Origin of the sequence: Clostridium kluyveri DSM 555, assembly GCF_000016505.1 — a bacterium.
Taxonomy (GTDB): domain Bacteria; phylum Bacillota; class Clostridia; order Clostridiales; family Clostridiaceae; genus Clostridium_B; species Clostridium_B kluyveri.
The window spans coordinates 1,907,652-1,922,206 of record NC_009706.1; the positions used below are offsets into that span (position 1 = coordinate 1,907,652).

Consider the following 14,555-nt stretch of genomic DNA (forward strand, 5'->3'; position numbering starts at 1 on the left):
CTCCTAATTTATTAAAGCCGCACAAATTACACATTCTGAATCGTGAACCATCAATTGTGCATCGTGAATTATTACATATATCCTTCTTTCCTCAATTTTTCAAGAGCATGGGCATCTGCCTTATCCTGTGCCCTTCCGGATCTTTCTGTTTCATTAGTATTTTTAAGCTCTTCTATTATTTCATCTAAACTTGACGCATTGGAATCAATAGGATTTGTACAAGGTGCACATCCAAGGCTTCTATATCTTTTACCATTCTTTGCAAAATAGAGATCCACCACTGGAATATTCTCTCTCTTCACATATTCCCATATATCCAATTCAGTCCAGTTTATAATAGGATGTACTCTTATATGGTTACCCTTTTTAAAATCAGTTTTAAACTGATCCCAGAGTTCAGGAGGTTGATCCGTGTAATCCCACTTGGATTGTGCATTTCTCTCACTAAATACTCTTTCTTTGGAGCGGGAACCTTCTTCATCTCTTCTAATTCCTACAATAAGCCCTTCAAATTTATGTTTATCTATTACCTGTTGAAGTCCATCTGTCTTTAGTGCCCTGCAGCAAACAAGTCTTCCCTTTTCCGGTCCCATACCTTCTTCTAAGGCTTTGGTATTTGTGTGTACTATTAAATTCAAATTATATTCTTTTGCCACCCTATCTCTGAATTCTATCATCTCTGGAATTTTTAGTGTGGTATCCACATGTATAAGGGGAAATGGACAATTCCCGAAAAATGCTTTTTGAGCCAGCCAGAGCATCACTGTGGAATCCTTGCCTATAGACCATAGCATTCCAAGCTTCCCAAGTTTTTTATAAGCCTCTCTAAAAATATAGATACTTTCTGCTTCCAATCTATCTAAATGATTCATTTTATTTCCCTCTTTCTAATATCTATTTGACTCTTTTCTATTGGTCATTATTGTAATTCCAACATTATTATCATCATTTATTAAATGCCATTTTAATTCATCTCCATTTTTATTAACATACAAATAGGAACCATTACCGCCTATGTCTGCTCCTAAATAATACTTAATTGAACCATTTGCACATTCTTTTACACAAGCCGTACATCCCCAGCAGTCACTTTCATATTTTAAATATGCTTTCCCATGATCATCTGCATATATAAGATTTCCAGGACATACATTTTTACATTTAAGGCATCCAATACAACTTTCCCTATCAATTTTTATGCTCATATATTTTATCCCTTTCTACTATATTTCTAAATATAATATGCACCTTTCCTTTCTTATACACGGAATTAACATATTTTTCCCAATTTTCGTCATCTCTAAGAGGAAAATTGTTATTTTGCTGATAACATTTCCACCTTGTTTCACGTCTTGCCTTTAAATGGGCTATAATAACCTTGCATATATACAACCTGTCAATTAATTCATATATAAATAATAGCTCATGGAAATTTCCGGCTTTTAGTCCTCTGCTCATCTCAAGCAGCTCCTCTATCCTGTTTTCAGCCCTACATAATTTTTCTATATTATAGCTATAATTTTGCGATATGCCTCCCGCATATTCATCCATAGTTTTCTGCATAGCTTCTTCCAACTCATAAACACCATAAAAATTTTGTTTGTTTTCAAAGAATCTATTTACTTCACTAAGTTTATTCTCTATAATTCCTTTATCTATATACTCAATATTTACGTTTTTAATATAATTAAGCACTGAATCTGCTGCAATCTCACCTTCTGCAAAACACCCTGTTGCATATTTTTTGGGACTTCCTCCACTTACATCACCTGCACAATAGAGTCCTGTCAAAGTTGTAGCTCTTTTTGTATCCACCCAGTATCCACTAGCACCATGACCTCCCACCAAATATGGTTCAGTTCCCTCGATTTCCACATCTTCCACTTGTGGAATTCCATCTTTACTTATCCATTTTAGTGCCTGGGACGGTGCCATATTCAGATAAGCTTTTATCAAGTCATCTTTCTGAACCTTGGTAATATGATTAATCTTTAAAAAACATGGCCCATTACCTTTTTTGTTTTCCATTACAGTAGCATAAAGTCTATTTATAGTTGTAGGTTTCCCGTAATTTCTCACATATTCTTCGCCTTTGCCATTCACCTGATAAGCTCCTATTCCCTGAGCTATAGTTCCTGTAGGCGCTATAGTATCTTTGCACCTCAATGCAACAAATCGCATCTCAAAAGTTGTCATTTCAGCCCCTGCTCTTATTCCCATTGCGTATCCAGCTCCAGTATTGAAAGGTGAATACCACATCTTATGTTTTGAAAATCCAGAATTATTAGGTTTATATATGCCTGATGCCCCTCCTGTTGCACATATTACTGCTTTTGCATGTATTACATAGAATTCTTTGTGGTGAATGGAAAATCCATAGGCGCCTATAATTTTTTGCTCTTTCTGTATATAATCTATAATATTTACTCCATTCAACACATGTATGCTGTTTTGATTTTCCACTGCATTTGAAAGTATGGGTTTAATATTTTCTCCATTTATTTTTATACTTCTCCTGCCTCTCTTTACATATTCTCCTTTTGAATCCTTTAAAATAGGAAGTCCCATATTCTCCATCTCACGGGTCACACTATTGAGTTTTTTTGCTATGGTATATACCAAATCCTCTCTTATGACTCCATTAAATTCTTCTCTCACATAATCTACAAAAGACTCAGGGGTCTCACCTTCATTTATATAGGCATTTAAAGCATTAATCCCACCTGCAAGGCATCCACTTCTTTTTATATTAGCCTTCTCCACAATAAGGACACTTGTTTCTGGGGACTTTTTAGCTATTCTAAACGCTGCAAAACAGCCTGACGTACCTCCACCTATTATTAATACATCAGTATGCAGTTCTTTAACCACGAATTCCATTTAATCACTCCTGTACCTTACAAGACAAAAAGTCCAATATTTTATTTACACATTGCTGAACAGTATCCAAATTGGTAGATACAACAATTTCAGGATTATCAGGTACCTCATAGGGAGAATCCACACCTGTAAAATCCTTTATTTCACCATTTCTAGCCTTTTTGTATATTCCCTTTGGATCTCTGCTTTCGCAAACTTCAAGAGGACAATCAACATATACCTCTACAAAATCTTTCCCAAGTAATTTCCTGACCTTGTCTCTATCATCTTTAAATGGAGATATAAAAGTTGAAATTGTAATAATCCCAGAATCTACAAACAGTTTACATACCTCTGCTGTCCTTCTTATATTTTCAATTCTGTCTTCTTTGGTAAATCCAAGATTGGAATTTAAACCATGCCTTACATTATCACCATCCAAAAGATAAGTGAGCCTTCCCATATTATATAATCTCATTTCAAGTTCAGAAGCTATGGTAGATTTTCCAGATCCCGAAAGACCAGTAAACCATATAAGAATTCCATTTTGTCCAAGCAATTTTTCTCTCATCTCTCTATCTACCAATGCTCTGTGCCATGATATGTTAGTTGATTTCACATTCAATAAAAATCCCTCCATTATTCTCAAACTTTTCACCATTTATGAACTAAAGCATCTTTATAGTTTATCTGCTTATACCCCCGCCATGTAAAAAGTACTTTATATATATGCAGATGTAATATCAGATTTCAAATTGTTTTCAATAATTTCTACTTTATTATCATTAAATAAATATAATCTGTGCACAAGAACAGTTACTTCTTCGCCTAAATTGAGATTGTCCTTTTCCAGCGAATAAACTCCTGAAATTTCAGTATTTCCTATTTTGACAGTTACTACCCAGTTGGAACCTGCAAAAGAAATATCTGTAATAGTGCCTTTGTCACAGGCAAGCTCAGATTGTATTTCGCCCTTTCTTCCAATTTCAACAAATTCAGGTCTTATAATAGCTTTTGCTCCCGATGGAAGCCGCTTAAATGCTTTAAATTCACTAAAATCCTTAATAATAGTTGATTCGCCGACAAATGTTGCTACAAAAGCAGTTTGGGGATTTTTATATATTTCAACCGCACTGCCTATTTGCTCAATACTTCCCAAATTAGTTATTATAATTTCATCTGCCACTTCCACCGCTTCTTCTTGATCATGGGTTACAAATACACTAGTTATTCCCAATTTGTGTATCATCTGTTTGAGCCAGGTTCTAAGTTCTTTTCTTACTTTTGCATCAATAGCAGCAAAAGGTTCATCAAGAAGGAGCAACTGCGGTTTTGGAGCAATGGCCCTTGCAAAAGCAACTCTTTGTTTCTGACCTCCTGACAATTGACTTGGATATCTTTTTTCCAAACCTTTAAGCCCAATAAGTTCTATCAATTCTGTAACTCTTTCTTTTATATATTTCTTATCTTCCTTCTTAATAGAAAGTCCAAATGCTATATTTTGATATACCGTCATATTTCTAAAAAGAGCATAATTTTGAAAAACAAACCCTATTCCCCTTTTTCCTGGAGATATATCATTGACTAACTTTCCATCAATATAAATTTCTCCGCTATCAGCAGTCTCAAGTCCTGCAATTATACGAAGTATTGTAGTCTTTCCGCTTCCACTTGGTCCAAGCAGTCCTATCAACTTTCCTCGTTCTATCCCAAAGGATATATTCTTTGATGCTTCATAACTTCCAAAATTTTTATTAAGGTTTCTGACTTCAACATACATATTATTTCACCTCTTTTTTCACTTTCCACTCAATAATATTCCTCAAAATTAAAATCACAATAGCTATAAATACTAAAATTGATGATACTGCAAAAGATGCAGAAAATTGATATTCATTATATAATATTTCTACATGCAGTGGCAAAGTGTTAGTTTCTCCTCTTATATGTCCGGAAACCACAGAAACAGCTCCAAATTCACCTATAGCACGGGCACTGCACAATACTATTCCATACAGAAGTCCCCACTTTATATTGGGCAGTGTTATTTTTGTGAATATTGTCCACAAATTTGCCCCCATGGAAGCTGCCGCTTCTTCCTCATCAGTTCCCTGTGTAATCATTAGAGGTATTATTTCCCTGGCCACAAAAGGAAAAGTTACAAATATCGTAGCCAGTACTATACCAGGTAGTGCGAAAACTATTTTTATATCATGTTGAAATAGAAAATTATAAAATAAACCGCCTCTTCCAAAAGTCAGTACATATATCAATCCAGCTATAACCGGCGAAATAGCAAATGGAAGATCTATAAGCGTAATTAAGAAATTTCTACCTCGAAATTTAAATTTTGTTGCAGTAAATGCCATTATTGTCCCGAATATAGTATTTAAAATAACCGCCAGGCCGGAAGCTATTAAAGTAAGTTTCACAGCCGAAATAGTATTTTCCTCTGTAATAGCCATCATATATGCATCTTTACCTTTTTTAAAGGCTTCTATAAATATAAGTATCAGCGGCATCCCCAGCATTATAAATAAAAATATTATAGTTGCTGCTATGAGTAAATACTTAATTACACTAGATTTAGTATAGTATCCTTTTTCCAATTTTCTCACCCCTATGCATATTTGTTGGCTCTCCATTGAATTAAATTTATAATAAACAACATAAAAAATGAAAATACAAGCATAACCAAAGCTATGGCTGTTGCTCCCGAATAATCAAACTGTTCAAGCTTGGTCATTATCAAAAGAGGAGCTATTTCAGTTTTCATAGGTTTATTTCCAGCTATAAATACCACAGATCCATATTCACCTATTCCTCTTGCAAAAGCAAGTGAAAATCCAGTTAAAAGAGGAGCAATGAGCTGTGGAAATATTACCTTGAAAAAAATCTGTATTCTAGATGCACCTAAAATAGAAGCTGCCTCCTCTATGCTAACATTTAAATCTTCTAAAACCGGCTGCACTGTACGTACAACAAAGGGGATTCCTATGAATATCAATGCCACAGTAATTCCAAATGTGGAAAAGGATCCCTGTATGCCAAATTTAGCTAATACAGAGCCAATCCATCCATTTTTTGAATAAAGTGTTGTAAGTGAAATACCTGCAACAGCTGTAGGAAGAGCAAAGGGCAAATCTATACATCCATCCAGAAATCTTTTAAAACGAAAATCATATCGTACAAGTACCCAGGAAATAATCAATCCAAAAACAGCATTTATGCCGGCTGCTATAAATGCACATCCAAAACTTATCTTATATGATGCTATCACCCTTGGATTTGTTACAGTTCTTATGAAATCATCAAATCCCATTTTAGATGTTTGAATCAATATTGTACTGAGCGGAATTAAAACTATTAAACTCAAATATAAAATAGCCAATCCCATAGATACATTAAAGCCCGGGATAACTCTTGTCTTTTTAACCATTTTATACCTCCTTCCTGTATTGCTATAGTATTACTGTTTAGGCTGATATATCTGATCAAATGTTCCTCCATCTTCAAAATGAGTTTTTTGAGCCTTGGTCCATCCACCAAATAAATCATCTATTGTAAATAAGTTAATTTTTGGAAATTGGTTTTCATATTTCTTAGCAATTTCCTCATCTCTAGGACGATAGTAATTCTTCGCAGCTATTTCCTGTCCTTCCTTCGAATACAGGTATTTCAAATATTCTTCAGCCACTTTTCTAGTACCTTTTTTATCTACTACTTTATCTACCACAGCTACTGGTGGTTCTGCAAGTATGCTCATAGAAGGCACAACTATATCAAACTTATCTTTTCCCAATTCTTTTACAGATAGGAAAGCTTCATTTTCCCAAGCTATAAGAACATCTCCAACTCCTCTTTCAACAAAAGTAGTTGTAGCACCTCTTGCACCTGAATCCAATACTGCCACATTTCCATATAACTTCTTCACAAATTCTTTTGCCTTATCCTGATCATTATTGTTTTGCTTTAAAGCATATCCCCATGCTGCAAGATAGTTCCACCTGGCACCACCGGATGTTTTGGGATTTGGCGTTACTATGGAAATTCCTTCATTTACAAGGTCATCCCAGTCTTTTATTTGTTTAGGATTGCCTTTTCTAACAAGAAATACTATAGTGGAGGTATAAGGAGAACTGTTATCTTCAAACTTCTTCTGCCATCCTTCATTAATTAGGCCCGCCTCTTGAATTGCATCTATATCGTAAGCCAATGCTAAAGTAGCAACATCTGCTTCCTGTCCTTCTATAATTGATCTTCCTTGTTTACCTGATCCACCATGAGATTGTTTTATTGTAACATCCTGTCCAGTCTTTTCTTTCCAATATTTAATAAAGGCTTTATTGTACTCCTGATATAATTCTCTTGTAGGATCATAAGAAACATTCAGAAGTTCAACTGATTTTTCACTTTTTGATGATCCCTCAGTATTAGTGGTACTTTGACTTCCGCATCCTGTAAAAGATGCCAGTATAAAAATACCAATCAATGAAATTAAAATGCTAAATTTAAATTTTTTCACAAAGAATCCCCCTTTAATTTAAAAAAGTTTTATTTTATCAAAATACTCATCAAAATCTAAGTATTTTAACTTAATACATAATTTATTCACAATTTTCTCGTTATTTTTTCAAGTCAAAATAATTTTGTCAGCATATACTTTTTGCTGTTTTGGTAAAAAGTATATAAGTCTTTGTTGTTTCATATTAAAATTTAATGCTAACTTAACCTCCTTTTTCTAGTCAGTCCAAATAAAAAACTTCCTATGGAGAGAACCCATAAGAAGCTGTATCCTATTGTCTCTCATCTTTCAGGTTATATTACCTGCTGGAATTAGCACCATTGAATGTAAATACATTCAGGTTGCCGGGCATCATAGGGCCAGTCCCTCCACCTCTCTTGATAAGAAGTTATTTAATTCATTTTTAATTTACGTACATAATATAACTTTTAAAATGCTTTGTCAACATAAAATTTTATTTATTATAATTTATCTTTTTATTTTTATTATATTTTACTGTCAATGCACCTTTCCAAAAGCAAAGCCGCAGCCCCTATTGAAATTGCATCCTCTTTAAAATATCCATCTCTTTTGAAAATAACCTTTTCAGGAACATATCTTACACATGTTTCATAAAATAAATTCGAATTAATTAAAGGTCCACTTAATATAACACAATTTAAATCCAATAAATCAATATAAAATTCCATACTTTTTCCCAATTTAGAGGCAGCATCAAAAATTATCTTTTCAGACAGTTCATTGTTTTTTTGAACTGAAAGGCATACCTTATTAAAATCAACATCTTGATTTGTATTTATAACCATATGCTCAAAAGCATATTCATTATCATCTGCTGTTTTTATAATTCTATCTTGTAAAATTGTCCCTTCCCTTACTCTCAATCCACAATTAAAATAAGCTAGATTTTTAAATTGTTTCCCACTGCCATATAAATACTCTGCAATAGCAGCTGAATTTGCACCATTTTCACTAACTATACTACATTTCAATTTTTTTTCAAGTATTTCGTCTATATTCACATCATTCCAGACATCTGTTTCAATTCCAAGTCCTACTCCAATAAGATCAATAAGCTCCAAACTTAATTCTATGTAAGCATCACTTATAATTCTTACAATTTTTTCCACAACTTCATTATATGAATTGGAAGAATTAACATAAAAACTCTTCTTGTAGAAAATTTCCATTCTTAAATTTACTATGGAAACTTGTACATGAGTTTTAGATATATCTATACCTATAATATAAAATCTGCACAGGTTTATATCATATAGTATAGGTTTTCTACCTCCTGTGGATTCTCCTATACACTTTTGTACTATAATTCGCTTTTTTTCAAGAGGACTCATAATACGATTTAATGAAGTCAATTTCGTTCCTGTTCTAAGCAGGATTTCATTCTTAGTCATGGCTCCATCTTTTTGAATTAAATTAAATATGTTTTTTTCATCCGGGTTTAAATCTTTAAATAATCTATAATTGTCCACCATAATTATCATACCTTTAAAAATCAAATACAAAAAACTTACCCCTATAATAAACTGAAACCTAGGGCTATGTCAATAGCATAACAATGAAAAATATATTATTGACAGGATTAATTTAAGTATGTTAGTATGTTAGTATTTAAATAATTAAATATTAAATTCTTATCAAGAGAGGTAGAGGGACTGGCCCTGTGATACCCGGCAACCTTATTGTTTTCAATGGTGCTAATTCCAGCAGGCATGTATTTGCTTGACAGATGAGAAACTTGAATGAAAGACTTTCTTGTAACTCATGGCAAGGAGGTTTTTATTTTAGTTATCAAGTTTTTACAGTTCGGGGGAAGTTTGCTCATGTAAATAACCTATCTAGAGGGCAATAGCGCTTGTTTACCACTTTGAAAAAGCTGAGGGTGTTAACTAAATTACAGCTTTTGGATAAGTTTATATTTTCTTTTTACCAAAACGGTTAAAACATTAAATAGTGTAAATTTTCTTATGCTATTTAATATCAAAATAACAAGGAGGACGTTATGAACATAAAAATAAATGGAGATCCTAAAGAAATAAAGGATGGATTAACAGTAACAGAACTTTTAAAAATTGAAAATGTGGAAATGCCAGATATGGTTTCCGTGCAATTAAATGATGAATTTATAGACAGAGCTAACTTTTCGACTACTGTACTAAAAGAAAATGACAAAATAGATTTCTTGTATTTTATGGGTGGTGGGACTTTTGGATTATAGTGAAGAACAAATAGAAAGATATTCAAGGCATATAATACTATCAGAAGTTGGAGTAGAGGGTCAAGAAAAGCTTCTTAATTCCAAAATACTCATAATTGGAACTGGAGGCCTTGGAGCACCTGCGGCTATGTACCTTGCAGCTGCAGGAATAGGAACCCTGGGGCTTGTAGACGGAGACAATGTGGACCTTTCCAATCTTCAAAGACAGATAATACATGAAACTGGAGATGTGGGAAAATCTAAAGTTCAGTCTGGAAAGGAAACTGTAAATCGTTTAAATCCTGATGTAAATGTAATTACCTATAATGAATTGGTAGATTCTCGTAATATTTTAGACATTATAAAAGATCAAAACTACGATTTTATTATAGATGGTACCGACAATTTTCCAGCTAAATTTTTAATAAACGATGCTTGTGTACTTTCTAAGAAGCCTTTTTCCCATGCGGGAATAATAAGATTTAATGGGCAACTCACCACATATATACCAAACAATGGTACACCTTGCTATAGATGTATCTTTCAATCACCACCACCTGCCGGAGTAGTACCTACCTGCAGAGAAGCAGGAGTACTCGGTGTTATGGGAGGGATAATAGGTACTCTTCAGGCAACAGAAGCAATTAAATATTTACTTAATCTTGGAAATAATTTAGCTGGATATCTTTTAACTTACAATGCACTTACTATGGAATTTAGGAAAATAAAATTAGGTAAAAATGAAAACTGTGGAGTATGTGGACAACATCCTACCATAAAAAATCTTATAGATTATGAACAAGCAGCCTGCGACTTAAAAACAGGAGAGTTGAAAGGGTGATTATATGATTTATATAGATAAATTAGAATATGAAAAGATTGTAGAACAAGCAAAAAATGAATTTCCTCATGAATGCTGCGGATATTTGTCAGGAATCATATCCGGAGAGGATATATTTATAAAAAAAATATATCCTTTAACAAATATAGATAAAAGCAGTGAACACTTTTCTATGGATCCCAAAGAACAGTTTAATGCTTTAAGATTTATAAGGAATGCAGGGCTTAAGATCATCGGGAACTATCATTCACATCCTTATTCTCCCTCCAGACCTTCTGAAGAAGATAAAAGACTCGCTTTCGATACTAAAATATTATACGGAATTTTATCACTTGAAAAACCTGAGCACGTATTTAATCTATTTAAAATAGATAAGGACAAAAATGTGGAAAAACTAAACTATACTATAAGATAGTTTCACATTTTCAAAAAGTAAATTAGTGGGAGTGATATTTATATGATAGCTATAAATGAAGAAAACTATAAATCTATAGAAGACATTAAAGATAAATCAGAACAATATAAACTAGCTACAATAGACCCTTTGAGATTCAAGGCTTTTAGAGTTTCCATGGGAGTATATGAACAAAGAGAAAAGGAAACCTATATGGTAAGAACAAGAATACCCGGTGGTGTTATAAGCTTAGAACAATTTAAGTGCATAGGTGAACTTGGTGCAAAATATTCCCAGGGTAAAATCAGATTTACTTCAAGACAGGATATTCAATTTCAAAGTATCAATTTAGAAAGTGTATACCCTATAATGAAATCCCTTATAGAAGTGGGAATTATTACAAAAGGTACTGGAGGAAATACTGTAAGAAATATAGCATGTTCCCCTCTTTCCGGTGTTTCATTAGATGATGTATTTGACGTAACTCCTTATGTAAAAGCTGCTACTAATTATTTAATAAAAGATCCAACTACAATGAATCTTCCTAGAAAATACAAAATAGCTTTCTCAAATAGTAATGAAGACACCGCAAATGCTACAGTATCGGATCTTGGATTTATAGCTAAAATATTGAATAATAAAAAAGGATTTGAATTGTATGGAGGCGGTGGATTTGGAGGAAGCCCCTCAGTATCCCTGAAATTAGGGGATTTTATAGAAGCAAAGGATATTCTCTACTATATACAGGCCATGAAAAATCTCTTTGAAAAGAAAGGAGACAGAACCAATAAAAACAAAGCTAGAATAAGATTTATAGTTAAAAGACTTGGACAGGAAAAATTCATCCAATTATTTAACGAAGAAGTAGATAAATTAAAGTCATCTGTAAATCTAGATGTAGATGTAGATGAAAATGAGTTTATATTAAGCACCTCGGCAGATATAGTAAAAGAAGCAGCTGTATCTGAAGAATTAAAAAATATATTATTTCCTCAAAAACAGTCAGGATATTATTCTGTCTATATACATCCACAAAGCGGTCATTTAAGTACAGATAATTTAGATGCTATACTTGGCTTTGTTAAAAACTTAAATTATGAAACCTCAATCAGGGTTACAAATACTCAGGGATTTTTTATAAGAGATCTCAAAGAAAATGATGCTGAAAAATTAATCGATATAATTAAAGATTTTACTTCTATTTATAATATAGATAATTCTCTCACCTGTGTTGGAGCTTCCACATGTCAGTTAGGCCTTTGTCTTTCACAAAATCTCTTAACTGCCATAAAAGAAGAGTTTAAAAATACTTCTCCAGAAATAAAATCCTCTCTTCCAAGATTATATATATCAGGATGTCCTAACTCCTGTGCCCAACATGAAAAAGGACAGATAGGACTTCATGGAAGAGCTAGAAGAACCGAAGGAGGACTTATACCTATGTACTCTGTTTCTCTAGGGGGAAAAGTCGGTTCAGGATGTGCCAGAATGGGAGATGCCTTTGGAGATATTCCAGCTAAAAAAGTTCCTGAATTTCTTCATGAGCTATCAAAACTAAAAGTTAATTCAAATCATGATGACTTCTATGAGTTTTTAGCTGATAAATCTTCTGATATAAAAGAATTAATAGAAAAATATAGCCACATAGAAAAATTTACTAGTGAATCAGATATTTTCTTTGATTTTGGAGCCTGTGAAAAATTCTCCTTGAAAAACAGAGGTCCTGGAGAATGCAGCAGCGGAGTAATGGATGTAATTAAACTTGATTTATCAAATGCTAAATCTTCCCTTGCTAAATATAAAAAATCTGAAAACCAACAGGATTTATATTCTTCTGCTGTATCTTCTGCGAGAACCCTTCTGGTACTTAGAGGAATAGATACAAATAAACCTAGGGAAATATTCAAAGAATTTGAAAAAGCTTTTATATACACAGGTTATGTTAAATCTTCAATAAAAGAACTATTTGAAAATCTTATAGATTACAAACTTGGAGATTTAGAAAATATATCTGATAAATTTTCTGAAATAGAATATTTATATAAAAAAGTTGAGTCTATGTATGAATCCTTAAATGGGAAGCTGGAAATAACTCTTCCTAAGGAAGAACAGAAATATACACCATTTGACGATGGAAAACAACCTGAAGAAAAAAAGGACTATGAAATCATCGATTTTAGAGGAATAAAATGTCCTATGAATTTTGTAAAAGCTAAAATTGAGTTATCCAAAATTAAACCAGGACAAAAAAGAGGATTTTATATAGACGATGGTGATCCAATAAAAAATGTGCCGGAGAGCATAAAAAAAGAAGGACATAAGATAGTTTCCATAGATAGGAATTATGAAGGTTATAATCTTTTAGTTGTAGAAAAATAATATCAAATTCACAGTCAGTCAACTGACATAATTATATTTGATTATGTCAGTTGTAATGAATTGAGGTGAAACTATGAAATTCAATACTAAGCTTATACACGGAAATTTAAAAACAGATGCAACAGGTGCTACCAATGTTCCCTTGTATTTATCAAATGCCTATGCCCATACTAGTGCAAAAAAGCTGGAAAATATATTTAAAGGCAAGGAAATGGGATATTCCTATACAAGAATATCAAATCCCACAGTTACTTCTTTTGAAAGAAGAATTGCCAGTATAGAAAATGGTTTAATAGCCACCTCTGCTGCCTCTGGTATGAGTGCCATCTATATTTCAATAATGAACATAGTAGAACCTGGAGATGAAATAATTGCTTCCAGCAGTTTATATGGAGGAACCTATACATTAATAAGAAATTTAAAATTATTAGGTATAAAGGTAAGATTTTTAGAAAATATAGATAAAGCAACTTTAAAAGAAGCTATAAATAAAAATACTAAGTTAGTTTTTGCTGAAACTATAGGAAATCCCAAATTAGATGTTTTGGATATAGACTCTGTATCTAAAATTTGCAAAGAAAATAATATAGTTTTAATGATAGATTCTACAATAACTACTCCCTACCTTGTAAAACCTCTGGAATATGGAGCAGATATTGTAATTCACTCTACATCAAAATATATAAATGGTACTTCCAATTCCATAGGAGGCATTATAGTAGATGGCGGCAGTAACAAATATATGGATTTAAAATATGAAAATTTTAGACCTTATACTAAAAAATATGGAAAAATGGCCTTTACAGCTAAGTTAAAAGATACCATAGAAAGAGATATAGGTCCTGCCCTATCCCCTTTTAATGCTTTTTTAAATCTTACGGGAATAGAGACTCTTTCTCTTAGAATGAAGGAACATTGTAAAAATGCCTTAACTGTAGCTGAACATTTAATGCAAAATAGTAAAATAACTGATGTAAATTATCCGGGTCTTGAAAACTCAAAATACTATGATTTAATAAAAAAATATTATTCAAATGGAAGTGGAGGTATTTTAACTTTCAGGCTTGGAAGTAAAGAAAAAGCCTTTAAATTTCTAGATAATTTAAAGCTTATTTTAAACCTTACAAATATAGGTGATACTAAATCCATAATAATTCACCCTTCTTCCACCATATGTGCTAATAACACTGATGAAGAGAAACAACAGATGGGAGTTTATGATGATTTGCTCCGTTTATCCGTAGGAATAGAAGATGTTGAAGATATACTTGAAGATATTGAAAATGCTTTAAAATACATTTAATTTTTATTCATTACTGCCATTGAAAGTTCGAAGGTTTAG

Annotated in this window: 14 protein-coding genes and 2 riboswitches; of the genes, 5 read left to right on the plus strand and 9 right to left on the minus strand. The window is 32.7% G+C overall.

From position 1 onward, the window contains the following. Nucleotides 1-71: 71 nt before the first annotated feature. The 9 genes from cysD to CKL_RS08865 all read right to left on the minus strand — a co-directional run bounded on the left by cysD (nucleotide 72) and on the right by CKL_RS08865 (nucleotide 8,907). Nucleotides 72-872: a sulfate adenylyltransferase subunit CysD gene (cysD, locus tag CKL_RS08825; protein ID WP_012102191.1), complete on the minus strand. Its 801-nt coding sequence runs from the start codon at nucleotides 870-872 to the stop codon at nucleotides 72-74. 15 nt (nucleotides 873-887) lie between these two features. Then, nucleotides 888-1,205, minus strand: a complete 318-nt coding sequence (locus tag CKL_RS08830; RefSeq protein WP_012102192.1) for a 4Fe-4S dicluster domain-containing protein — start codon at nucleotides 1,203-1,205, stop codon at nucleotides 888-890. Beyond that, nucleotides 1,189-2,880: an adenylyl-sulfate reductase subunit alpha gene (locus CKL_RS08835; protein ID WP_012102193.1), complete on the minus strand. Its 1,692-nt coding sequence runs from the start codon at nucleotides 2,878-2,880 to the stop codon at nucleotides 1,189-1,191. The genes CKL_RS08830 and CKL_RS08835 overlap by 17 nt, the downstream gene beginning before the upstream one ends. Before the next feature lie 4 nt (nucleotides 2,881-2,884). Beyond that, nucleotides 2,885-3,499: an adenylyl-sulfate kinase gene (gene cysC / locus CKL_RS08840; RefSeq protein WP_041700954.1), complete on the minus strand. Its 615-nt coding sequence runs from the start codon at nucleotides 3,497-3,499 to the stop codon at nucleotides 2,885-2,887. A gap of 81 nt (nucleotides 3,500-3,580) precedes the next feature. Next, on the minus strand, nucleotides 3,581-4,639 hold the full coding sequence (locus CKL_RS08845) for a sulfate/molybdate ABC transporter ATP-binding protein (RefSeq protein WP_012102195.1): 1,059 nt from the start codon (nucleotides 4,637-4,639) through the stop codon (nucleotides 3,581-3,583). A 1-nt stretch (nucleotide 4,640) separates the two neighbouring features. Then, a complete protein-coding gene (gene cysW / locus CKL_RS08850; RefSeq protein WP_012102196.1) occupies nucleotides 4,641-5,468 on the minus strand; it encodes a sulfate ABC transporter permease subunit CysW in 828 nt (275 codons plus the stop codon). A gap of 11 nt (nucleotides 5,469-5,479) precedes the next feature. Beyond that, complete coding sequence (gene cysT, locus CKL_RS08855) at nucleotides 5,480-6,298, minus strand: sulfate ABC transporter permease subunit CysT (protein ID WP_012102197.1); 819 nt, start codon at nucleotides 6,296-6,298, stop codon at nucleotides 5,480-5,482. 30 nt (nucleotides 6,299-6,328) lie between these two features. Then, a complete protein-coding gene (locus CKL_RS08860) occupies nucleotides 6,329-7,384 on the minus strand; it encodes a sulfate ABC transporter substrate-binding protein (protein ID WP_012102199.1) in 1,056 nt (351 codons plus the stop codon). Nucleotides 7,385-7,662: 278 nt separating this feature from the next. Next, nucleotides 7,663-7,771: riboswitch (SAM riboswitch) on the minus strand. Between the two features lie 98 nt (nucleotides 7,772-7,869). After that, nucleotides 7,870-8,907, minus strand: coding sequence for an ROK family protein (locus CKL_RS08865; protein WP_012102201.1), 1,038 nt, complete (start codon nucleotides 8,905-8,907; stop codon nucleotides 7,870-7,872). A gap of 126 nt (nucleotides 8,908-9,033) precedes the next feature. Further along, a riboswitch (SAM riboswitch) is annotated at nucleotides 9,034-9,138 on the plus strand. Nucleotides 9,139-9,404: 266 nt separating this feature from the next. Between CKL_RS08865 and thiS the strand changes: the two genes are divergently transcribed. The 5 genes from thiS (at nucleotide 9,405) to CKL_RS08890 (ending at nucleotide 14,516) form a co-directional block, all read left to right on the plus strand. After that, nucleotides 9,405-9,620, plus strand: a complete 216-nt coding sequence (thiS, locus tag CKL_RS08870; RefSeq protein ID WP_012620526.1) for a sulfur carrier protein ThiS — start codon at nucleotides 9,405-9,407, stop codon at nucleotides 9,618-9,620. Continuing rightward, on the plus strand, nucleotides 9,610-10,440 hold the full coding sequence (locus tag CKL_RS08875; protein WP_012102202.1) for a HesA/MoeB/ThiF family protein: 831 nt from the start codon (nucleotides 9,610-9,612) through the stop codon (nucleotides 10,438-10,440). Before thiS ends, CKL_RS08875 begins: the two co-directional genes overlap by 11 nt. 4 nt (nucleotides 10,441-10,444) lie before the next feature. Continuing rightward, a complete protein-coding gene (locus CKL_RS08880; protein WP_012102203.1) occupies nucleotides 10,445-10,855 on the plus strand; it encodes a M67 family metallopeptidase in 411 nt (136 codons plus the stop codon). Nucleotides 10,856-10,897: 42 nt separating this feature from the next. Beyond that, entirely contained in the window at nucleotides 10,898-13,213 is a 2,316-nt protein-coding gene (locus CKL_RS08885) for a sulfurtransferase TusA family protein (protein WP_012102204.1), read from the plus strand. 73 nt (nucleotides 13,214-13,286) lie between these two features. Further along, complete coding sequence (locus CKL_RS08890; protein ID WP_012102205.1) at nucleotides 13,287-14,516, plus strand: O-acetylhomoserine aminocarboxypropyltransferase/cysteine synthase family protein; 1,230 nt, start codon at nucleotides 13,287-13,289, stop codon at nucleotides 14,514-14,516. Nucleotides 14,517-14,555 lie beyond the last annotated feature (39 nt).